This is a genomic window from Nitrospirota bacterium, assembly GCA_037386965.1.
In the GTDB taxonomy this organism is placed as follows: Bacteria; Nitrospirota; Thermodesulfovibrionia; order Thermodesulfovibrionales; family JdFR-86; genus JARRLN01.
Map to the genome: position 1 here is coordinate 1 of JARRLN010000025.1, position 21,762 is coordinate 21,762.

Consider the following 21,762-nt stretch of genomic DNA (forward strand, 5'->3'; position numbering starts at 1 on the left):
CGCCCGAGCGTCCAGTCAAGAAGGTCCCGGCGGCGGAGGGCACCGTAAAGAGCCTCGGTGAGGAAGGCCCTGTCCCGGAGAGCCAGCCCCCGGGCGAGGGCGTCCCGGACCTCCCGGGGCTTCTCCCCGTAAGTGAGCACCCGGGTGAGGGCCTCCGAGGCGCGTTTCCGGACCGAGGACATGCCCGATTATACAGGCGGCCCGCGCGCGGCGGCAAAGCAGGCATCGGCCCGCGGCGATAAAGCGGCGGGCATGACGAGCATCATATTTTTTCTCCCGGACACTTTTTAAAATGAAATCAAACGAACCCGAATACCGGCCCCTTAACAAGGAGGGAAAAATGGAAAAGAACAACACCCATCAGGAAGAATGCCCCTCGTGCGCGACCCTGGGCGCTGCCATCGCCAGGGAGGCCCCGCGGGAGGACCGGGTGCTTCCGCACTGGCCCGTGCAGATACGGCTCATCGGCACGGTGGCGCCGTTTCTTCAGAACGCGGACCTCATGGTGGCCGCCGACTGCACGGCCTTCGCCGTGAGGGACTTCCAGGGGCTCCGGGGGGACCGAAAGCTCCTCATCGGCTGCCCCAAGCTGGACAACCCCCAGCAGTACGTGGAGAAGTTCACCGAGATACTCCGGAACATTCCCATCAAGAGCCTCACCGTCCTGAGGATGGAAGTACCCTGCTGCGGCGGCATGACGGGCATCCTCACCGAGGCCGTCAGGCGCTCGGGTGTGGAGATACCCCTCAGGGAAGTCGTCATCGGCGTCAAGGGCGACGTGCTGGGAGAGCGCGAGCTGCGGTAACCGGGAAGGCCGGGGCATGAGGAGGCGCTTCGAGGACCGCGAGCCTTCCCGCCGTTATCCGGAGTTCCGGGTATAATGGAGCCATGGTCATCGTCTCGCTGAATATCGGCCTTCCCCGGAGGGAAATCTTCGGAGGCAAGGAGCTTATCACCGGCATTTGCAAGAGGCCCGTTCAAGGCCCCGTGCTCGTCAGGAGGACGGGCCTTGAGGGAGACGGCGTGGGAGACAGAAAGAACCACGGCGGCGCGGACAAGGCCGTCTGCGTCTACAGCCTGGAGCACTATCCCTTCTGGGAAAAGGAGCTTTCGACCACCCTGCCCCCGGCGGCCTTCGGGGAAAACTTGACGGTACGGGGCCTCCGGGAGGAGGACATACGTATCGGAGACGTTCTCCGGGCCGGGAGCGCCCTTTTCGAGGTAAGCCAGCCCCGGCAGCCGTGCAAGACCCTGGCCGCCCGGCTGGGAAGGGCGGACCTGCCGAAAATGATGACCGCAGCCGGCAGGACCGGCTTTTACATGCGCGTCCTGGAGGAAGGCACCGTAAGTCCGGGGGACGAGCTTCGCCTCGTCCGGGAGGATCCCCTCGGGGTCACCGTGGCCTTTGCCAACCGCATTCATTACCATGAAAGAGACAACCTGAAAGGAATCGAGCGCGTTCTGGCCGTGCCCGCCCTCTCCGGGGCCTGGCGGGATACCTTCCGGAAGATGAAGGAAAAGCTCCTCTCCTGAGAGCCATCCGCCCGCCCCGGGCGCTCCCCACCCGCCTCACAGCTTGACACCCGTCGGGCGGCATGATAACTGAAAGGTAAGAATTTCAGCGTCTTTTTGGCCCCGGCGACGAAGCCCGACCGAAAGCGGGCGGGGCCGGCACGGAGGCGTTCTGAAGAGAAGTGCAGCCTTCATCGGAGAGGCGCCCGGGCCTTACCCGCCCTTTCACTTTCGGGCGGCGAGCATCGGCCCGGCAGGGCGTAAGAGGAGAGATGGCAGGGAAAGGCATCCGGGCAGGGAAAGCCCGAAACGGCTCTCCCGGACCCCGGAGACGGCTTTCCACCGGGGTGCTCCGGCGCGGACTCTGCGAGGCCTTCCTCGTGACGGCGCTTCTTCTGGGCCTGGCGGGGCATGCCCGCGCACAGGAGCTCCGGGTGGAGGTGACGGTGGAAGGGGTGGAGGGAGCACTCAAGAAAAACGTGCTTGCGCACTTGGAAATCGAGCGGGAGAAGGACAACCCCCGCCTTACCCCGGCCATCATCAGGCAGATGCACCGGGATGCACCGGAGCAGGTCAGGCGGGCCCTGGAGCCCTTCGGATATTACAGCCCCGAGGTGAAAGCCGAGCTTCGCCGGGAGAAGGAAGGCCTCTGGCGGGCCCGCTATCTCATCGACCCCGGCAAGCCCGTGCGGGTGCGGACCATTGACATCGCAATCACGGGCGAAGGGGCCGGAGAGACGTATTTCAGGCACTTCAGGGCGACACCCCCGTTCAAGGCCGGGGACGTGTTCACGGACCCCGCCTACCGGAAGGCGAAGCGCGACCTCGAGGAAATCGCCCGCCGGTACGGATACTTCGATGCGAAGATGACCGTGCATCGGGTGAAGGTGTACCCCGGGGAATACAGGGCCGATATTACCATTCATTTCGATACGGGGCCGCGGTACAGGTTCGGGGAGGTGACCTTCAAGCAGAACATCCTGAAAGACGGCTTCCTCAGGCGTTTCGTCACGTTCGCCGAAGGCCAGCCCTACGACCAGAGGAAGGTCTTCGACCTGCAGGACGCCTTGAGCAACAGCGGCTACTTCAGCCTGGTGGAGATACGGCGGCATCCCGGGGAGGGCCCGGACCTGGAGGTCCCCCTGGAGGTCGTCCTGCACCCCGGCAAGCGCAACAAGTACGGCTTCGGGCTGGGCTACGGGACGGACACGGGTCCGCGGGGGACCCTGCGGTACGAAAACACGCGGGTCAACAGATGGGGACACCGCCTGAGGGCGGAGCTGAAGCTCTCGGCCGTGCGCAACGAGTTCACCACGGCCTACATCATCCCCATGCGGAACCCCCGCACGGACCACCTCGACTTCACGGCGGCCTATCGCCGGGAGAATCCCGAGACGAGCAAGTACGAGACCCTGCTCGGGGGGACGAGCTTTACGCACATGCGGCGGGGCTGGTTCGAGACCTTCTACCTGAACCTCCATTACGAGGACTTCGAGGTGGCGGGGGAATCCGAGCAGAGCTTCCTCGTCCTCCCCGGGGTCACCTGGACCCGCAGGAAGGCGGAGGACAGGAGAGCCGGGGTCTCCGGCCCTTACGCGGCCTCGGGCTACAGGGTGTTTCTCGACCTCAAGGGGACGAGCGAGTACCTGGGCTCCGACCTGGCGTTTGCGCAGGCCACGGCCCGGGGGAAACTCGTCTACGGGCTGGACTCCTTCGGGCAGGTTATCCTGCGCGCGGAGGCCGGAAGCACGGCGGTAAGCGACTTCGCCGAGCTTCCCGCCTCGCTCAGGTTCTTCGCCGGCGGCGACCAGAGCATCCGGGGCTTCGCGTACAAGTCCCTGGGGCCGCGGAACGAGGCGGGGGAGGTGGTCGGGGGAAAGCATCTCCTGGTGGGGAGCTTCGAGTACGACCAGAGGGTCTACAAGGCATGGAGCGTTGCCGCCTTCGTGGATGCCGGCAACGCCTTCAACGCCTTCAGCGGCGAGAAGGTCAACGTGGGCGTGGGAGGCGGCATACGATGGATATCCCCGGTGGGCCCCCTGCGCCTGGACCTGGCCAACGCCGTCAGTGAGCCGGGCAACCCCTGGCGCGTCCACGTGAGCGTGGGGCCGGAGCTGTGAGGCGCGCCCTCCGCATCACGTGCCTGACCCTCCTGGGCCTCCTGGTGCTCCTTCTGGGCGCCCTCTGGTATGCGGTCTCCACGGAGCGCGCTCTCACGTGGGCCTACGGAGAGCTTCAGGCGCGGGTGCCGGGGGAGCTTCGGGTGCAAAGCCTGAAGGGCACGCTCAAGGGGCCCATCAAGGTCTCCGGCCTCCGGTACGGTTCCCCCACCATGAACATGCGCCTTGAGAGCCTGTCCCTGGACTGGAACCTCTGGTCCCTTCTCTTTCTTACCTTGCACGTAGAGAACGTGCAGGCCCGGGGCCTCCATGTGGAGCTTGCAGGGAAGGAGGCCCCCGGGAAGCCCTCCGCCCTTCCCGCCCTAAGGCTTCCCCTGGCGGTAAGTGTTTCGGACCTCCGCGTTACCGACGTGAGCATCCTCCGGCCCGGGGGGCGCGAGCCCCTCGTCGTCAGGGAGTTTTATCTGAAGGCCAAACTTGGCCGGAAGCTCACGATAAAGGACCTCCGCCTCAAGGCGCCGCTTCTGGACGCCCGCGTGCGGGGCTCCCTTACGCCTTCGGGGGACTATCCCCTGGACCTCACGCTCCACTGGACCGCCAGGCCGCCGGGATACGCCGAGGCATCCGGGAGCGGCACCCTGAAGGGCAGCGTCACGGACATGGACATCGCGCAGCGGTTGACCGCGCCCTTTGAGGGCAGCGTGCAGGCCACGGTGCGGGACGCCCTCACAAGGCTCCGGTGGGAAGGCACCGTCTCGATGGAGGGCCTGGACCCGAAGGCGGTAAACCCCCGGTGGCCCGAGGAGCACATATCCGGGGACGTGCGGGGCAGCGGCACCCTCGCGTCCTTTTCCCTCTCGGGCGCTCTCAGGGCGAGGGAGGCGGTGCAGGGCCGGGACGTGACGGCGGACTTCGCCCTGAAACGCGAGGACGGCCTCTGGTCCATCAAAAAGCTCACCGCCCTCTTTCCGGGGCTGCAAACGCGGGTGCAGGTGCACGGGGAAGTCCTCACCCACCCCGTGCGCGCCGACCTCACCGGGTCCTGGCGCTCGCTGGCATGGCCCCCGGGGGCGGAACGGCCCCTTATCGCAAGTCCTTCCGGGACGCTCGTTTTCATCGGAGAGCCCGACGCCTACAGCTTCGAGTTTCACGGGGACCTCTCCGGGAAGGACATTCCCCGGGGACAATGGGACCTCACCGGAAAGGGAAACGCATCGGGAGTGGAGGTCTCCGCCCTCAAGGCCCGGGTGCTGGACGGAGTGGTCACGGGAAGCGGGCGCTTTGGGTGGAAACCCGCTACCACGTGGAAGGCCTCCCTTTCCGCGAAGGGCGTGAATCCCGAGGGGCTGGCCGAGCAGTGGAAGGGAAAGCTCGCCGTGGCGGTGGAGACCACCGGCACCCTGGGGAAGGAAGGCCGGAGCATGGCCTTCGACCTAAAGAAGGCCAGCGGCACGCTCAGGGGATATCCCCTGAGGGCCTCGGGACGCCTGGAGGTGAAGGGAGACAGCTATTCCCTGTCCCGGCTCACGCTGCGCTCGGGCCTGGCCCGGCTTACCGCATCCGGCGGGCTCGATGAGAGCTGGAACATGCACTGGGAGATGGACGCACAGGAGCTCAAGGCGCTTCTCCCCGGGGCGGCCGGCTCCTTGAGCGGGAAGGGGCGGCTCCGCGGCCCCCGGAGGAAGCCCATCGTGCAGGCCACCCTCAAGGGCACGGAGGTGAGGTACGGGGAGTACCGGGCACAGAGCCTGAGCGCAAAGCTTACCCTGGACCTCACAAGTACGGGGGAATCGAAGGTTGACGTGGATGCTCAAGGGCTTACGCTGAGGGAGACGAAGCTTCAGAGGCTGGCTGTGAGGGGGTCCGGGACCATCGCCTCCCACCGGTTCGACGCGGATATGACGGCGAAGGACGCCGCGCTGAGCCTCTCCGCCAAAGGCGGCTACCAGAAGGGCTCCTGGCGGGGCACGCTTGGGAAGGCAGAGCTTGTCTCCCCGGAGTTCGGCACATGGAATCTCGAAAGCCCCGCCGCCCTGGCCGTCTCCTCCGGGGCCGTGCAGGCGGAGGTGTCCTGCTGGGCAAGCAAGAAGGCCCGGGCCTGCGCCGGGGGCTCCTGGAAAAAAGAACGGGGATGGCGGGGAAAGGCGTCCCTGGAGGCCCTGCCCGTGGGCCTCCTGGGGCCTTTTCTTCCGGAAAAGACGGCCCTCACCGGCACGCTGGGAGGACGCGCGGACCTGGCTGGAGGCCCGGGCAGGCCCACGACCGGCTCCTTCTCCTTCACCATGAGGGACGGGTCTTTCTCCTACGCCATGGAAGAGCAGTCCCTGGGGTTTCCCCTGCCCAAGGCCGAGGTGCAGGGCACCCTGACGGAGAAGGCCGCGAGCGCCCGGTGGGACATCTCCCTGGGCAAGGATGGGACCCTGTCCGGAAAGGTCTCCCTTCCGCCCCTGGAAGGGACCACCATCCCGGACGGCCCCCTTAAGGGGACGCTTCGGGCGGAGCTTCGGGAGCTGGGCTTCCTCGGCATCCTCACCACGAAGGTCAGGGACGTGGAGGGCGCCCTCACGGCGGACCTTGCGCTATCGGGCAGGACGAAGAACCCCGAGGTCTCCGGAACGCTCCGCGTAACCGGCGCAAAGGCGGCTATCCCGCCCCTGGGCATCACCCTCAGCAAAATCGACCTTACCGCCACGATGAAGGGCGATAACGTCATCAGCTTCGAAGGGGGTGCGGCCTCGGGCGAGGGCACGGTGGAGATAAAAGGGAGCCTCGAAGCGCCGCCCGGAAAGCCCCTCTCCCTCCAGGTGGAACTGACGGGGAAGCAATTCGAGGCCATCAGGGTGCCGGAGGCCCGCATTCTCATCTCCCCGGACATGGAGATACGGCTCAAGGGCAAGACCATACGCCTTGAGGGAAAGCTCGCCATCCCCGAGGCCGACATCAAGCCCCGGGACCTCTCGGGTGCCGTGGAGCCCTCCCCCGACGTCGTGGTGGTGCGGAAGGCAGGGCGGCCAGGGAAGAGGGCGCAGCAGTGGAAGCTCTTCGCGGAGGTCACCGTCGTCCTCGGGGACAAGGTGCACTTCGAGGCCTTCGGCCTCGAGGCATCCCTGGCGGGGAGCCTCGCCGTGGTGGACCAGCCGGGGAAGGCGACCACGGGCCAGGGGGAGCTGACCATCGTGGAGGGCCATTACCGGGCCTACGGCCAGGACCTCACCATCAAGGACGGGCGGATAATCTTCGTCGGGGGGCCCGTGGACAACCCCCGCCTGGACATACGGGCCGTCCGGCAGGTAAAGGACGTGACGGCCGGAATCCAGGTGACCGGAAACCTCCGCTCTCCCCGCCTGACCGTCTTCTCCGACCCGCCCATGGAGGAGGCCGACGCCCTGTCCTACGTCCTTTTCGGCCGCCCCCTGCGGGGCATTTCAAGCTCCGAGGGCCGGCAGCTCTACGGCGCGGCCACTTCGGCGGCCCTGGCCGGGGGAGAGGTCATCGCAGAGCGCGTGGGGCATCTCTTCGGGATACAGGAAGTGGAGATAGAGTCGGGGCAGACCCGGGAGCAGGCCACCCTGTTTCTGGGGAGGTACCTCTCCCCGAGCCTCTACGTCAGCTACGGAGTGGGCATCTTCGAGCCCATCAACGTCTTCCGCATGCGGTACATGCTGACCGGGAACTGGTCGCTGCAGGCCGAAAGCGGCACGGAGAGCGGGGTGGACCTCTTCTACAACATCGAGCGATAGCCCATGGAGGCATTGGACAGAGGGGCGGCCGCCATCGAGCGGCTCATCTGGGAGACACGGAAGGAGGACCTGGACAGGCCCCGGGCCGTGCTCCTGACTCTGGTGCGCTATGCCTGCGTCGTGGGCAGGACCGTCCGGGAGAGGCAGCTTACCCTGAGGGCCATGAGCCTGGTCTACACGACGCTACTCTCCCTGGTCCCTTTGCTGGCCGTGAGCTTCTCGGTGCTCAAGGCCTTCGGCGTGCACAACAGGATAGAGCCCCTGCTTTACCGGTTCCTCGCCCCCCTCGGCCCGAAGGCGGGGGAGATAACCGACAGGGTCGTGGAGTTCGTCTCCAGGGTCAACGCCGGGGTGCTGGGCTCCCTGGGGCTCGTCATGTTCGTCTACACGGTCATCTCCCTTCTGCAAAAGGTGGAGACGACCTTCAACGAGCTCTGGCGCGTGCAGGCCCCGCGGAGCTTCGCCCGAAGGTTCAGCGATTACATGAGCGTCATCCTCGTGGGGCCGGTCCTCGTCTTTGCGGCCCTGGGCCTGACGGCCTCGGTGATGAGCGCGGAGTTCATCCAGAGCCTCCTGGCCTTCGAGCCCCTGGGCAGGGTGGTCCGCTTCCTCGCGCGGCTCCTGCCCTACCTCATGGTCTCGGGGGCCTTTACCTTTCTTTACTCCTTCCTCCCCAACAGGAAGGTGAAACTCTCCTCCGCCCTGGTCGGCGGGGTGGTGGCCGGGGTCTTGTGGGAGACGGCGGGATGGGGGTTTGCGGCCTTCATCGTGACCTCCACCAAGTACACGGCAATATACTCGGGCTTTGCCATCCTGATTTTCTTCATGATATGGCTTTATGTAAGCTGGCTCATCCTCATCGTGGGGGCGGTCATCTCCTTCTACCACCAGCATCCCCGGTACGTGGCCAGAAAAAGGCCGAAGGACCTCTTGAACACCCGGCTCCTGGAGAGGGCGGCCCTTCTGGTGATGTTCCTCGTGGCGCTCCGTTTCGCCCGGGACCGGGACCCGTGGAGCATGGACGAACTGGTGGACGAAACGGGCCTCCCCATCGAGGCCGTGCAGGCGGTGGTGGAAACCCTGGAGCACCGGAGGCTGCTTCAGAGGACGGGAGAGGACCTGGACGCCCTCCTCCCCGGGCGCTCCCTGGACACCATAGCCCTTACGGACATCCTGGAGGCCCTCCGTCCGGAGGGCGGCGGGGAGGAGCAGGGCGTCGCCGTCAGGGAGGTGCAGCACGTGATGAAAGGGCTCGACAGGGCGGTGAGAAGCGCCCTCGGAAAAGAGACCCTGAGAGACATGGTCCTGGCCTACAAGGGAGAGACCCTTCCCGGAGACGAAAAGGCTCCGCCGTCCGGGGAAGGCACCTAGAGCGGCGGAAGAAAGGGCAGAGGTGCCTTTGGAAAAAAAGGGGGGACTGGTCCCCCGGTGCCTCTCAGTCTTGTTATACGTTTGAGGGCGGGGATATAATAGTCGCCTATGCTCGTTCCTTTTTCATGGCTTCGGGAAATGGTGGACGTGCGCATGCCCGTCCACAGGGTCTCGCACACCCTGACCATGGCAGGCCTGGAGGTGGAGGGCCTCACGGAGGTCGCAGGAGACCATGTCCTGGAGATAAACGTCACCCCCAACAGGCCCGACTGCCTGAGCGTGCTGGGCATAGCCCGGGAGCTTGCCGCCCTCACGGGCAAGCAGGTGAAGATGCCCCCCTTCTCCATCGCGGAGGAGGCGGCCACCGGGTTCAGGGTGGAGATACTGGATGCCGCGCTCTGCCCCCGATACGCCGGGCGGGTGATACGCGGGGTCGCGCCCGGGGAGTCCCCGGCCTGGATGCGGGAGCGCCTGGAGATGTGCGGCATCCGTGCCATCAATACCGTGGTGGACGTGACCAACTATGTGCTTTTGGAGCTGGGCCATCCGCTGCACGCCTTCGACCTGGGCACCCTGGCGGGAGGAATGATACGGGTGGGAACCGCAGGGCGGGGACGGAGCATACGGACCCTGGACGGCATGGAGCGCGAGCTTCCGGAGGACGCCCTGCTTATCTGGGACGCCGAGAGGCCGGTTGCCGTGGCCGGGATTATGGGAGGCGCGGAGACGGAAGTGACCGGAGGGACGACGGACGTCTTCATGGAAAGCGCCTGCTTCGACCCCCTGTCGGTACGGAGGACCTCCCGGCGGCTGGGCCTCGGAACGGAGGCGGCCTACCGCTTCGAGCGGGGGACGGACCGGGAGATGCTCCTCACCGCCCTGGACAGGGCCTCGGCCCTGGTGGCCGAGCTTTCGGGCGGGCGCATCGAGCGGGCCGTGGACGAGTATCCCGTGCCCTTTACGCCCGTTTCCATCACCTTTTCGCCGGAGAAGGCGGGCAGGGTGCTGGGCACCGAGATAGGGCGGGAAGAGATGACCCGCATCCTGGAGAGCCTCTCCATGAAAGTCACCGCCGAAGCGGGCGCCCTCAGGGTCCTGACCCCGCCGCATCGCCACGACCTGGCCTCCGACGCCGACATCATCGAGGAAGTGGCCCGCGTGCACGGCTATGAGAACATCGCCACCGAACTCCCCAAAGCCGAGGTCACGGCCCGCGTCGCCTCGCCCGGACGCAGGGTGGCCTTCACGGTCAAGGAAGTGCTCCGGAAGGAGGGCTACCACGAGGCCGTAAACTTCAGCTTCATGGACCCGGCGTACCTGGACATCCTGAGCCTCCCGGCCGGGGACAGGCGGCGGAAGACCGTGGAGCTGAGAAACCCGCTCACCAGGGAGGACAGCGCCATGCGAACCATGCTCCTGCCCTCGCTGCTTGAGAACTTCGTCCTGAACCACGCCCGGGGGGCCGCCGAGATGCGCGTCTTTGAGGCAGCCAGGGTCTTCACGCGGACCTTCGAGGAGCTTCCGGCGGAGCACCTGCATGCCGGGGGCCTTTCCTACGTGGAACGGACGCCCTCCCTTTATCCGGAGACGGCGGAGGAGTTCTTCGTGGTCAAGGGCACGGTGCAGTCCGTCTTCGACCGCATGAGGGTCACGGGCTACGCTTTCCTGCCCTCGGGGGAGCCCTTCCTTCACCCGGGGAAGTCGGCCGACCTTGCCGTCGGCGGCAGGAGGATGGGCTTCGTGGGGGAGGTGTCCCCCCAGGTCCTGGAGAAGCTCGACGTCAAGCCCCGGGCGCCCGTCTACGTCTTCGACCTGAACCTCGACAGGCTGTTGACGCTGCTGCCGGAGCGCGTGACCTATGAGCCCCTGCCCAAGTTTCCCCCCATCGAGCGGGACGTGGCCGTGCTTCTGGGCGAAGAGGTGCAGGCGGCCGACGTGGTTGCCGTCATCCGGGCCTTCCCCTCGGAGTTCATCGAGGACGTCGGCGTCTTTGACGTCTACAGGGGAAAGGGCGTGCCGGAGGGGATGAAGTCGCTGGGGCTGGGCATACGGTACCGCTCGAAGGAGCGCACCCTCACGGACGAGGAAGTCGACAGCCTGCACAAAAGCCTGGTGGAGCACCTCCTCAGGGAAACCGGCGGGCACCTGCGCGGCTGAGGGCTTCCCCGCACCCCTCCGGCGGCCTCTTCTCTTGGCGTCCACCGTAACGCCGAGGCGGAGAGCTTCGCGGGCCGGGCTCCGGGACGGCTACCTCTTCTCCGCGCTGTCCAGAAGGACGGTGACCGGGCCGTCGTTGGTGAGGGCCACGTGCATGTGAGCGGCAAACCGTCCCCGGCACACCCGGACGCCCTCTCTGCCCAGGGCCTCCACGAACTCCCGGAACATCGCCTCCGCCCGGGCGGGCTCCTCCGCGGCGGTGAACGAGGGGCGGTTCCCCCGCCGGAGGTCCGCCGCAAGGGTGAACTGGCTTACCGCCAGCACTTCGCCCCCAACGTCCCTGACCGAGAGGTTCATCTTCCCCCCGGCGTCCTCGAAGATGCGGAGGTTTGCGACCTTCCGGACCAGCCAGTCCGCGTCCTCCGGGCCGTCGGGAGGCAACCCGCTCCTCCCCCACCCGTACCGATGCCTCCGAGACCCGCTGGATGAGCGCCCGCATGCGGGCATGGTACCGGAAAGCGCGGCTTCCTGTAAACAGGACAAAGACATGGAAGTGCCGTCCTCGCCGCTCAGGGCTCGTTGAGAGGTTCTTTCACATGAAGGGGGGCTTCGCCCGAGTGGGCTACGCCTTGCGGCGCGAGCGGGCTTTCTTTCCGGAGGCGCCGGCCTTGCCCTTCGCGCGCCACCTGTCTTTCTCTTCCCTCAGGTAGTCCCTGAGCTCGAAGGGTGTCCTGAACATGACGTCGTACCAGTCGTCGTACCGCTCGCAGTAGGGAGGGAGGTGCTTCCTGCAGGTATCGAAGCGGTCGTCGTAGATGGTGCAGAGGTTGTCCTTCCCCAGGTACTGGCACACGCCCTTGACGATGAGGTGCCAGCGCCGGTTGCGGATGTACACGCCCACGGTGTCGTAGTTCAGGTGCCACATGAGGTCGTCTATCTCCTTGCGGGTCCGGGGCTTGAGGATGGTGATGGAGAGGTCGTGGCAGCACAGGGCGGGGCAGTCGCTGCAGTCCTTGAGGGTGGTCTTCTTCCTCTTCCTCTCTTTTTTTATGGTGCTCAGTTTCTTGTTCATGGGCGGAAACAATATTATAAGGCATAAGGGGCCGGCCCCGCCAGGGTGCAACCGGCCACGGGAAAAAGTCTCCTCTGTTATGATGGGGTATGCCGCGGAGCGAGCGTGAAGCACTGAGAAGAGAAGTGGAGGAACTGAGGGCGGCGCCCTCCCGGGACCTCCTCTCCCAGCTCAGGGTGCGGGGCTTCCGGGTGCATTCCATGCAGCCCGGCGGCGACCTTCTCATACCCGCCCCCGAACACACCGGGGAGTTTTACGACCTCATGAAGAAATACTCCTTCAGGCTCTTCCTGAGGGAGGTCATCAAGCGCCAGGGGGCCTTCGGCCGCCGGGACGTCACCCGGTACGCAAACGCCCGGGTGACCGGCGAGTACATAGACGCCCTCCTCGATATGGGGCTTGCCCGCAGGGAGGGCAGGCACGGTTTCCGGCTTCTCCGCGAGGTCAGCAGCTTCGGCGACACGCTGGAATGGTTCATGGCCGAGGTGATGAAGCGCGAGTTCCTCACCCAGGCCTTCTGGGGCGTGAAGTTCAAGGGTAAACAGGTGGGCGGGGACTACGACCTTCTGGCCCGGGTGGACTGCTCGCTCCTTTACATGGAGGTGAAGTCCTCCCCGCCCAAGCAGGTGCAGGACGCCGAGGTGGCGGCCTTCCTTGACAGGGTGGAGGACCTGGCGCCCCTGCTCTCGGTGTTCTTCATGGACACCGAGCTGAGGATGAAGGACAAAATCGTCTCCATGTTCGAAGAGGAGCTGGCCCGGCGCTCCCCGGGTGAGCCCCCGCCCGTCCTGCGCATGGAGAAAGAGCTCTTTCGCGCCGGGGAGGATATTTTTATAATAAATGCCAAGGACAGCATCGTCGCCAACCTGGAGAAAGTGCTCTCCTGGCGGCTGAGGAGGAAGACGTGACGGAAAAGACCAATATATGCGTCATCTGCGCCTGGCGGGCGGGATGCCAGAAGAAATTCTCCCTTTCGGGAAAGGATGCCCGCTGCGCGGACTTCACCGAGGACGTCTCGCTCAGGAAGAAAACCCCTCCGCCCGAAAAACAGCGGGAAGAGGACGAGAAGGAGCGGTAACATCCTCCGGGCCTTCCTGTATAGCGTTTTCTGGGTCCTCGTCATGGTCGCGGGCTACCTGTACCTTCAGGGATGGTGGGACCGCGCACCGGCCACGGAAGAGGCGGAAGTAACGGCGTCCGCCTCCCCTGTGCGCCCCGCGCCTGCCGCCGGGGAGCCTTCCGCGGAGGCCACCCTCGCCCGGGCTTCGGCGCCCGCCCTCCCCAAGGAGCAGCCCGGCATGCGGGTGGAGCCCGAAAGCCTCTCCCCGGTCATCCGGGAGGCCCAGGAGAAGCTCGAGGCGGGGGATTACGAGGAGGCGCTCAGCCTGATGAAGGGCCTTCTGCCGGGGGACAGGCGAGCCCTGGCGGGGGTGGGCCTGGTCTACTACAAGATGGGGGAATATCCGCTGGCCATCGAGTACCTGGAGCAGTCGCTCGAGGAAGGGGTAAACGAGTTCCTCTCGTTGAAGTTCCTGGCCTTCGCCCATTACAGGCAGGAGGAGCTCTCCCGGAGCCTCAAGCGGACCGAGGAGGCCCTGGCCCTCCAGCCGGACCGGGAGCTGGCGGACCTCAAGGAGAAGCTCAAGCGTGAGCTCCGCGCCCGGGGCTCCTCCCACGTGGCGGAGCAGTCGCTTCATTTCAAGGTGGTCTTCGACGGCTACAAGCACGGCGCGATAAGCCGCACCGTCCTGGACATCCTGGAGGACGCCTACAGGGACCTGGGCCAGAAGATGGACTATTTCCCTTCCCGCACGGTCACGGTGGTGCTTTACACCGAGAAGAACTTCTTCGACGTCACCCTGCTTCCGGCCTGGACGGCGGGGGCCTTCGACGGGAAGATCCGCCTCCCCGTAAAGGGCGTCGAGCAGGAGGCCCCCGGCAAGCTCCGCCAGGTCCTGTACCACGAGTACGTCCACGCCATGCTCTACGACATGGCTCCCGGCCGCCTGCCCCACTGGCTCAATGAGGGGCTGGCCGAGTACCTGGTGCCCCGGGGCCTCGCAAAGACCGGACAGGTGCTGCCGCTCCGCTCGCTCACGGACAGCTTCCCCGTGGGAAACCAGAGGACCATGATGCTGGCTTACAGCGAAAGCTACTCGGCCGTGGCCCATCTGGCCGATGCCTACGGGCTCTGGAAGGTCAAGGAGCTCATCCTGGCCCTGGGCAGGGGAGAGGACCTGGACAGCGCTTTCCAGTCGGCCTTCTACCTGGGCTACGAGGATTTCCTCCGGGACTGGGGAAAGGAAGGCTCGACGGGCTGAGGGCGGCTCTTCCGGGTATCAGGCGGAGGCGGCGTTGCGCCTGGCCAGCTCCGGTTCTCTCGCCGTCCCTTCTCGAACCCCACCGAACGTCCCGCCTTTGTCTCCCTGACCTTCGACCGTCATGCCTGCGTCCTTGCTTTGCGTTCAGTGTGGCGATGAATTGTCTGTCATTCAGGGCTTGACCCGGCACCCGGTTTTTTCGCCCGCGGTCCCGGCCTTCGCGGCAATGCCTGTTTGTCGGCGTTTGGATTCGGAGATATAATGCGGAAAGCACGACGTGGTTCACATGCCGATGCCGCAATCAAGATGAAAGAAACAGGAGGTCCGACATGAACAGGCTGACGGGAAAGACCGCGCTTGTAACCGGCGCAAGCCGCGGCATAGGGCGTGCGGTGGCGCTTGCGCTGGCCGGGGAAGGAGCCGGTGTTGCCGTGAATTACAGGGCGAGGGAACAGGAGGCTCTCAAGACCTGTGAAGAAATAAGGAAACTCGGGAGCCGCGCGGCGGCTGTCCAGGCCGATGTTTCCATTTCAGCCGACGTTTCCCGGATGGTCGAAACGGTGCAAAAGGAGCTTGGCCCGGCCGACGTCCTCGTAAACAATGCCGGAACGGCAGGCCGCCAGCCCATCGATGACATCGCCGAATCCGACTGGGACGAAGTGCTTGCCGTAAACCTCACGTCCGCCTTCCTGGTAACCAGGGCGGTTCTGCCGGGGATGCGGGCCCGCGGGTGGGGACGCATAATAAACATATCATCGGTCGCAGCCCAGATAGGCGGGGTGGTCGGCCCTCATTACGCCGCCTCGAAAGCCGGCGTCATAGGGCTTGCGCATTACTACGCCTCGCATTTCGCAAAGGAGGGGGTCACCGTCAATGCCATAGCGCCCGGCCCCGTAAGCACGGAGATGGTCGCGGCGCTCAGGCACCTCACCCCGGACACCGTTCCGGTGGGCCGTTTCGGCGCGGCGGAGGAAATAGCAGCGGTTGCCGTAATGCTTGCCTGTAACGGCTATATCACGGGGCAGACCATAAACGTAAACGGCGGCAGGTATTTCAGTTGAATCGGGACAGCGCTGGCGCTTTAAGGCGCCCCTTGCCGCTTCTCTTTTCCGGCGTAAGCGGCATTAACCATTACATTTTTGTGTGGTAGGATGTCTTATGGCGCGGGAGCTGACCATCGTCTCGGGCGGCATCCTCTTTTACAGGCTCTTCGACGTGGCCTGGGAGATAGACCTCAAGGGGCTTGACGAGAAGCTCCGGGAATCCCGCCGCCTGAGCATCGAGCGGAAGCTCTTCAGCAAGGCCTTCGAGTTCGCCAACCCTCCCGTGTCCATCCGGCTTTCCAACCTCACGGCCACCCTGGACGGGCGAACCATGGAGGCCCACGCGTACGCCAAGTTCTACGACTACGGCGTGGTGAGCGTCATCCTGGACTTCCCGGCCCGGGGGATGAGCATGGGGGAGTACGCCTCCCTGGCCCTGCACCTCAGGCACAAGCAGCCCCTGGAGGAGTATTTCCGCACGGAGCTGCGCCGCCTGGTGGAGGACCTGAAGGACGCCATGGAGGCCGTGAAGATAAGCCCCCTGGAGGAGGACTACACCGTCTACCACCTGCGGGCCCTGGAGCCCGCCCTCACGGCGGAGGAGCTTCTGGCGGGCATCGACCTGGGGGAGCTGATGCTCGCCGAGGAGGGGGAGCTGCCTCCGGGAAGGGCGCGAATCGAGGAGCTTCTCGCCTCACGGTACTCGTACTCCGACCGGGACCTGGTCCTCATCAACTGGGACAACGCCCTTCTTCTGGAGCCCTCGGCCAGCATGGACATCCCCGACCTTCTGGAGTTCGCCCACGCCCAGCTCCTTGAGCTCAGGGTCTACGACCAGATACTGAACAAGGAGCTCGACGCCATCTACGCCAGCATCAGCCCCGGCGTGCGCATCCCCTTCTGGGGCATCAAGCGCTACGAGGAGCTGGCGGCCCGGGTGACCCGCATCATCGCCGAGCTTACCGAGATTACCGAGAAGGTGGACAACTCCCTGAAGGTGACCGAGGACGTCTACTACGCCCGCATCTACGCGGCGGCGGTGAGCCTCTTCAAGGTGGGGCAGTGGGAGGACGACATACGGCGCAAGATAGCCCTGGCCTCCCGCGTCTATGACATGCTTTACCGCGAGATTGCCAACCGCCGGACGGAGGCCCTGGAGGTGGTCATCGTCCTGCTCATCGCGCTGGAAATCGTCCTTTTCTTCTTCGACTGAGGGGGCGCAAAAGCGGCCCCCCCGAGTGACGTAAATTGTCACAAGCCGCCGTGCCGGGTTCCTCAAGAGGGGGCAGCCGGAAATATTTTCGGCCATATTTTCTGCTTAATCAAGACCTTAGGTTCCATAAGAAAACTTTATCATTGACACATTTTCACTTTATGAATTATAATTTGAATTGCCCTGGGGGAGGCACCGAAATGCCTGAGAGTCTCCAGTTAGGAGAGACCCCTGAACCTGATACGGGTCATGCCGGCGTAGGAAAGGGTACTTTGGGTGGGAAGAAACCGTGTCTAGGTTACGTACGGGCGTGCGGCCTCAAAGAGGGAGACAGCGTTGAGCTCGTCAATTTCGTCGGCGGAGGATAGGGCCCGGGTGGGAGACAAGCTGGTCATCCGGGGCATCGAGTTCGCCTCGCGCCTCTGGGTGGGGACGGGCAAGTACCGCGACTTCGAGGAGACGGCCCGGGCCCTGGAGGCCTCGGGCACCGACGTGGTGACCGTCTCGGTGCGCAGGGTGAACATCACCGACAGAAAGTCGGCGAACCTCCTGGACTACGTCGACCCGAAGAAGTACAAGATACTGCCCAACACGGCCGGCTGCTACACCGTCGAGGACGCCCTCCGGTACGCGCGCCTGGGCCGCGAGGCCGGGGTCTCGGACCTGGTCAAGCTCGAGGTCATCGGGGACGAAAAGACCCTTTTCCCCGACGTCTGCGGCCTTCTCAAGGCCACCGAGGAGCTGGCCAAGGAGGGGTTTATCGTGCTGCCCTACTCCTCGGACGACCCCATCACGGCACGGAGGCTCATGGATGCCGGGGCCGCGGCGGTCATGCCCCTGGGAGCGCCCATCGGGTCGGGACTGGGGATAAGAAACCCGTACAACATAAAGATAATTCTGGAGACCGTGGACGCCCCTCTCATCGTGGATGCGGGCGTGGGGACGGCCTCCGATGCAGCGCAGGCCATGGAGCTGGGGTGCGACGCCGTGCTCATCAATTCCGGCATCGCAGGGGCAAAGGACCCCATAGCCATGGCCGAGGCCATGAAGCACGCCGTCATGGCGGGGAGACTCGCGTATCGAGCGGGGAGGATTCCAAAAAAACTGTACGCCACCGCAAGCAGTCCGTTAGAGGGGATGTTATGATTGCGACCGAGACGAAGAGGGAAAAAGAAAAGAGAACCATGCATTATCAGCCGCTGGAGCTTGATTTCAACCTGTACCTGGTAACCGACCGCGCGGTCCTCGGGGACAGGGACATGCTGAGGGCCGTCGAGGACGCCCTGAAGGGCGGGGTGCGGGCCGTGCAGCTGAGGGAGAAGACCATGGGCACCCGGGAGCTCCTCCGGCTGGCCTACGAGATGCGGGAGCTGACCCTGAAGCACGACGCCCGCCTGTTCATCAACGACCGCGTGGACATCGCCGTGGCCGTGGACGCCGACGGCGTGCACCTGGGGCAAAGGAGCATTCCGCCTTACGCCGTGCGCCGGTTCGCCGGCCGGCTCATCATAGGAGTCTCCGCCCACAGCCTCGCCGAGGCCCGCAAGGCGGAGGCCGACGGGGCCGACTTCATCACCCTGGGGCCCGTCTTCCACACGCCCTCCAAGGCGAAGTACGGAGAGCCCCTGGGGCTCGGGACGCTGAAGGAGGTCGTCGAGGACGTCTCCGTCCCCGTCTTTGCCATCGGGGGCATCGGCCCCGAGAACCTCAAGGAGGTCCTGGATGCGGGCGCGCACGGCGTGGCCCTCATCTCGGGCATCCTGGGAGCAAAGGACATCAAGGGCGCCACACTGAAGTTCTTCCGGCTGTTGAAATGACGCGCATCGAACTGGCAGCGAGGGGAGACCTCACCGACGAGGTCCGGGCCGCGGCCGTCTCCGAAGGAGTTTCTCCGGAAGCGCTCGCCCGGGACCTCGCCGGGGGATTCTCGGTCATCCCCCGAAACGCCGCGAGGCCCATCGCCCCCCTTGCCATCGGCAGGGGCCTCCGCACCAAGGTCAACGCCAACATGGGCACCTCCCGGGACAGGATTTCCATCGAGGAGGAAAAGGAGAAGCTCCGGGTGGCCCTCAAGCACGGGGCCGACGCCGTGATGGAGCTTTCCACCGGCGGGCCCCTCAGGGAGATGCGGGAGCACATCCTCCGGGAATGCCCCGTGCCGGTGGGAACCGTGCCCATCTACGAGGCCGTTCTCCGCGTGGTGGAGCACAAGGGAAAGATAGCGGCCCTGACGGCGGATGACCTCTTCCGGGTCATAGAGGAACACGGGGAGATGGGCGTGGACTTCATCACCGTGCACGCGGGCCTGACGCTTCATGCCGTGGAGCGGCTCAAGGAACAGGGCCGCGTCCTGGACATCGTGAGCCGGGGAGGGGCCTTCCTGCTTGAGTGGATGGTCTATAACGAGCGCGAAAACCCCCTGTACGCGGAGTACGACCGCCTCCTCGAGATAGCCCGCCGCTTCGACATGACCCTCAGCCTGGGCGACGGGCTGAGGCCGGGATGCCTGGCAGACGCCACCGACCGCGCCCAGGTGGAGGAACTGCTCACCCTGGGGGAGCTCAGGGACAGGGCCCTCGGGGCGGGGGTGCAGGTCATCATAGAGGGGCCGGGCCACGTGCCCCTGCACCAGGTGGAGCTGAACATGAAGCTCCAGAAGGAACTCTGCGGGGGCGCACCTTTCTATGTGCTCGGCCCCCTGGTGACGGACGTGGCCATGGGGTACGACCACATCGCCGCCGCCATCGGCGGCGCCCTGGCGGCCGCCGCAGGGGCGGACTTCCTCTGCTACGTCACCCCCGCCGAGCACGTGCGCCTGCCCGGCGTCGAGGACGTGCGCGAGGGGGTCATCGCCTCCAAGATAGCCGCCCACGCCGCCGACCTGGCCAAGGGCGTCCCCTCGGCCCTCCAGAAGGACAGGCGGATGGCCCGGGCCCGGAAGGCCCTGGACTGGGAGGAACAGATAGCCCTGAGCTTCGACCCCGAGAGGGTGAGGCGGTGGCGCGAGCAGGTTCCGCCCGCCCTGAGCGAGGTCTGCAGCATGTGCGGGGAGTTCTGCGCCATCCGCACCGTGGAGCGGGCCCTGAAAAAGAAAGCCTCCCCGTGACCGCGGCCAGGGCCATCCTCGTCCTGGCCGTCCTGGCCGGAGCCGGCCTGGCCGCCTATTTCCTCCTGCGTCCCCTACCCGACGGAGAGGCCGTCTTCAAGAAGCAGGGCTGCGTGCGGTGCCACCATATCCACGGCGTGGGGGAAGGCCCCGTCTCGCTCAACGGCGTCACCAAGAGGCGCTCGGACACGTGGATAAGGCAGCAAATCGAGGACGCCCGCATCCATAACTCCACAAGCGGCATGCCCAGCTTCGGGTACCTCCCGAGGGCAAAGATAAAAGCCCTGGTGCGGTTCCTCCACAAGCAGGGTCAACAGTCCGCCGCGCACTCCCCCTCTCCGTAGCCGAAGAAGCACAGCCACCGGTCGAAGACGGCCAGCTTCTCACCCCCGTAGCGGGCTATGGAGGCCCGTACCACCTCCAGGGGCTTCTCCCTGGCGGACCCGCCGTCCTTGGAAAAGAACTTGTCGGCAAAACAGACGATTTTCTCCTCGAGGCTCACCGGGAGCATGTCCCTCTCAGGAAGGGGCAACCCGCTCCTCCGTACGTCCTCCGCCGAGAGCCCCACGCCCACGTGCCTCTCTGCTACGAGGGCATGGCGGGGAAGGCCCTCCCGCTCTAGGAGCTCCCTGCCCAGAACACCGTGCACGACGTAGGGCCGCTCCCCGCGGCAGCCCAGCAGCGGGGCCCGGGTCCAGAGGATGCCCACGTCATGAAGGAGAGCGGCCTCACGGAGGAAGTCCAGGTCGGGCCCCAGATGCGCCACGTGCCGGGCCACGGCGAGGGCCTTGGCCGCGACGGCCTCCGAATGGTCAACCAGGAGGCGGCGGGCCCGGGGCGAGGAGCGGTAGTATTTCGCGATGATGGCCGTGGGGTCCATCCGGTTATTGTACCGGAGGGGAGTCGGGACAATCACCCGGCGCTCTAGAACCTATCTCAAAATCGCTTCCGGCTCAGCCCCGAAAAGTCTTGTGACTTTTCGGGGACCCCTGGCCGAAAGAGGCCCAAATGACGGCATACGGCGTCTTGAAGGAAAAATCGTCCTCAACGCAGCGCTGCTGCGCCTCCGGGCGATTTCCCCTTCCCTCCTTGTCTGCCGCCATTTTCGCTTCGAAATCAATTTTGAGACAGGCTCTACTTGACCAGAACCCCCGCGTATCCCACCACGCTTGCGTAGTCCCCCGTGACCTCGGCGCTGGTGGCATAGCGGACCAGCTCCGCCCCGGTGGCCCCCAGGGCCCGGGAGGCCGCCAGCATGACCACCGTCGGCATGTAGCCGCACATGGAGATGTTCTCCCGCCGGACCACCTCGTAGAGGCCCTCGGCGTCCAGCTCCAGGATACGCTCGATGGCCAGGCGGTCCCGGGCGCGGGCCACGTCCTCCGGGAGAAAATGGCTCATGTCCGAGCTGGCCGCCACGGTCACCGGATACCCCGCCCCCGCTATGGCCCGCGCAATGCCCTCCCCCATCTGCAAAAGCTCGGCCAGGCCGGCAACCATGATGGCGATGGGGACGATACTGGCTTCCGGGGCGAAGTGCGCCACGAAGGGGAGCTGCACCTCCAGGGAATGTTCAAAGGCATGGGCCTCGCTGTCGGGACGCACCAGGGGGACCTCCCGGGAGATGGACCGGGCCAGGGCGGTGTTGACGGCCAGAAGGCCGGTGGGTACCTCCCACTCCCCCTCGTCCATCATGGCCACCGGAAGGCCCATCCCCGTGTGGTTGGGGCCCAGGAGAACGAAGCTCCGGGGGAACTTGATGCGGCTGTAGACCGACCCGGCCACCGCTCCGGAGTACATGAGCCCGGCGTGCGGGGCCAGGAGGCCCTTGACCGCCTCCCGGGGCGCGTCGGCCTCAACGAGGGAGGCCACCTGCTTCCGAAGCCTCTCCCTGTCGCGCTCATAGAATTGCCCTGCAACCGCCGGCACCCGTCTCATGCTCCATTATTTCATGAACGCCAAGTGGGTGTAAAGACTACTGTGCGTTTTCGCACAGGGCAACAATGCCCTTTTCAGGGCGTCCGCTCTTAAAAATACTGGAAAGAAGCTGTGTTAGCGGAAGAAAGGACGCTTGGCGGCCGGAAAAAGAGATAATCGCTCTATATCA

The 21,762-nt window shown here is 65.4% G+C and carries 19 protein-coding genes, 1 pseudogene and 1 riboswitch; of the genes and pseudogenes, 15 read left to right on the forward strand and 5 right to left on the reverse strand.

All coding sequences use genetic code 11. The annotated features are described in order from the left end of the window. A partial coding sequence (locus P8Y39_04945; GenBank protein ID MEJ2191682.1) for a hypothetical protein occupies positions 1 to 182 on the reverse strand: 182 nt, incomplete at its 3' end. 158 nt (positions 183 to 340) lie between these two features. On the opposite strand from P8Y39_04945, the gene P8Y39_04950 reads away from it, so the two are divergent. The 6 genes from P8Y39_04950 to pheT all read left to right on the forward strand — a co-directional run bounded on the left by P8Y39_04950 (position 341) and on the right by pheT (position 10,900). Further along, positions 341 to 805 (forward strand): hypothetical protein, encoded by a 465-nt coding sequence (locus P8Y39_04950; GenBank protein ID MEJ2191683.1) that lies wholly within the window; start codon positions 341 to 343, stop codon positions 803 to 805. Between the two features lie 83 nt (positions 806 to 888). Further along, positions 889 to 1,533 carry an MOSC domain-containing protein gene (locus P8Y39_04955; protein MEJ2191684.1) on the forward strand — a complete coding sequence of 215 codons (645 nt, stop codon included), beginning with the start codon at positions 889 to 891 and terminating at the stop codon, positions 1,531 to 1,533. Positions 1,534 to 1,784: 251 nt separating this feature from the next. Beyond that, positions 1,785 to 3,632 (forward strand): autotransporter assembly complex protein TamA, encoded by a 1,848-nt coding sequence (locus P8Y39_04960; protein ID MEJ2191685.1) that lies wholly within the window; start codon positions 1,785 to 1,787, stop codon positions 3,630 to 3,632. Beyond that, entirely contained in the window at positions 3,629 to 7,372 is a 3,744-nt protein-coding gene (locus P8Y39_04965; protein ID MEJ2191686.1) for a translocation/assembly module TamB domain-containing protein, read from the forward strand. The genes P8Y39_04960 and P8Y39_04965 overlap by 4 nt, the downstream gene beginning before the upstream one ends. Positions 7,373 to 7,375: 3 nt before the next feature. Further along, positions 7,376 to 8,743, forward strand: a complete 1,368-nt coding sequence (locus tag P8Y39_04970) for a YihY/virulence factor BrkB family protein (protein ID MEJ2191687.1) — start codon at positions 7,376 to 7,378, stop codon at positions 8,741 to 8,743. Positions 8,744 to 8,851: 108 nt separating this feature from the next. Continuing rightward, positions 8,852 to 10,900, forward strand: a complete 2,049-nt coding sequence (pheT, locus tag P8Y39_04975; protein MEJ2191688.1) for a phenylalanine--tRNA ligase subunit beta — start codon at positions 8,852 to 8,854, stop codon at positions 10,898 to 10,900. Between the two features lie 90 nt (positions 10,901 to 10,990). On the opposite strand, the pseudogene dtd reads toward pheT, so the two are convergent. Next, positions 10,991 to 11,399 (reverse strand): annotated as a pseudogene (gene dtd, locus P8Y39_04980) (D-aminoacyl-tRNA deacylase). A 123-nt stretch (positions 11,400 to 11,522) separates the two neighbouring features. Next, positions 11,523 to 11,972: a YkgJ family cysteine cluster protein gene (locus P8Y39_04985; GenBank protein MEJ2191689.1), complete on the reverse strand. Its 450-nt coding sequence runs from the start codon at positions 11,970 to 11,972 to the stop codon at positions 11,523 to 11,525. A gap of 89 nt (positions 11,973 to 12,061) precedes the next feature. Between P8Y39_04985 and P8Y39_04990 the strand changes: the two genes are divergently transcribed. The 9 genes from P8Y39_04990 (at position 12,062) to P8Y39_05030 (ending at position 19,999) form a co-directional block, all read left to right on the forward strand. Next, complete coding sequence (locus P8Y39_04990; GenBank protein MEJ2191690.1) at positions 12,062 to 12,880, forward strand: hypothetical protein; 819 nt, start codon at positions 12,062 to 12,064, stop codon at positions 12,878 to 12,880. Further along, positions 12,877 to 13,050: a hypothetical protein gene (locus P8Y39_04995; protein MEJ2191691.1), complete on the forward strand. Its 174-nt coding sequence runs from the start codon at positions 12,877 to 12,879 to the stop codon at positions 13,048 to 13,050. Before P8Y39_04990 ends, P8Y39_04995 begins: the two co-directional genes overlap by 4 nt. A gap of 43 nt (positions 13,051 to 13,093) precedes the next feature. After that, the gene (locus tag P8Y39_05000; GenBank protein MEJ2191692.1) at positions 13,094 to 14,293 is read left to right on the forward strand and encodes a hypothetical protein; all 1,200 of its coding nucleotides are present in this window, start codon (positions 13,094 to 13,096) and stop codon (positions 14,291 to 14,293) included. A 329-nt stretch (positions 14,294 to 14,622) separates the two neighbouring features. After that, positions 14,623 to 15,354: a 3-oxoacyl-ACP reductase FabG gene (locus P8Y39_05005; protein ID MEJ2191693.1), complete on the forward strand. Its 732-nt coding sequence runs from the start codon at positions 14,623 to 14,625 to the stop codon at positions 15,352 to 15,354. 97 nt (positions 15,355 to 15,451) lie between these two features. After that, positions 15,452 to 16,549 (forward strand): hypothetical protein, encoded by a 1,098-nt coding sequence (locus tag P8Y39_05010; protein ID MEJ2191694.1) that lies wholly within the window; start codon positions 15,452 to 15,454, stop codon positions 16,547 to 16,549. Positions 16,550 to 16,724: 175 nt separating this feature from the next. Further along, a riboswitch (TPP riboswitch) is annotated at positions 16,725 to 16,830 on the forward strand. Positions 16,831 to 16,924: 94 nt separating this feature from the next. Beyond that, entirely contained in the window at positions 16,925 to 17,695 is a 771-nt protein-coding gene (locus P8Y39_05015; GenBank protein ID MEJ2191695.1) for a thiazole synthase, read from the forward strand. 38 nt (positions 17,696 to 17,733) lie between these two features. Beyond that, on the forward strand, positions 17,734 to 18,366 hold the full coding sequence (gene thiE / locus P8Y39_05020) for a thiamine phosphate synthase (protein ID MEJ2191696.1): 633 nt from the start codon (positions 17,734 to 17,736) through the stop codon (positions 18,364 to 18,366). Next, positions 18,363 to 19,655, forward strand: a complete 1,293-nt coding sequence (gene thiC / locus P8Y39_05025) for a phosphomethylpyrimidine synthase ThiC (GenBank protein MEJ2191697.1) — start codon at positions 18,363 to 18,365, stop codon at positions 19,653 to 19,655. The genes thiE and thiC overlap by 4 nt, the downstream gene beginning before the upstream one ends. Next, positions 19,652 to 19,999: a c-type cytochrome gene (locus tag P8Y39_05030; GenBank protein MEJ2191698.1), complete on the forward strand. Its 348-nt coding sequence runs from the start codon at positions 19,652 to 19,654 to the stop codon at positions 19,997 to 19,999. Before thiC ends, P8Y39_05030 begins: the two co-directional genes overlap by 4 nt. Here the strand turns inward: P8Y39_05030 and P8Y39_05035 are convergent. Together P8Y39_05035 and amrB are read right to left on the reverse strand one after the other, a co-directional pair. Continuing rightward, positions 19,966 to 20,535 carry an HDIG domain-containing protein gene (locus P8Y39_05035; GenBank protein ID MEJ2191699.1) on the reverse strand — a complete coding sequence of 190 codons (570 nt, stop codon included), beginning with the start codon at positions 20,533 to 20,535 and terminating at the stop codon, positions 19,966 to 19,968. The genes P8Y39_05030 and P8Y39_05035 overlap by 34 nt on opposite strands. A 254-nt stretch (positions 20,536 to 20,789) precedes the next feature. Then, complete coding sequence (gene amrB / locus P8Y39_05040; protein ID MEJ2191700.1) at positions 20,790 to 21,593, reverse strand: AmmeMemoRadiSam system protein B; 804 nt, start codon at positions 21,591 to 21,593, stop codon at positions 20,790 to 20,792. Positions 21,594 to 21,762: the final 169 nt, after the last annotated feature.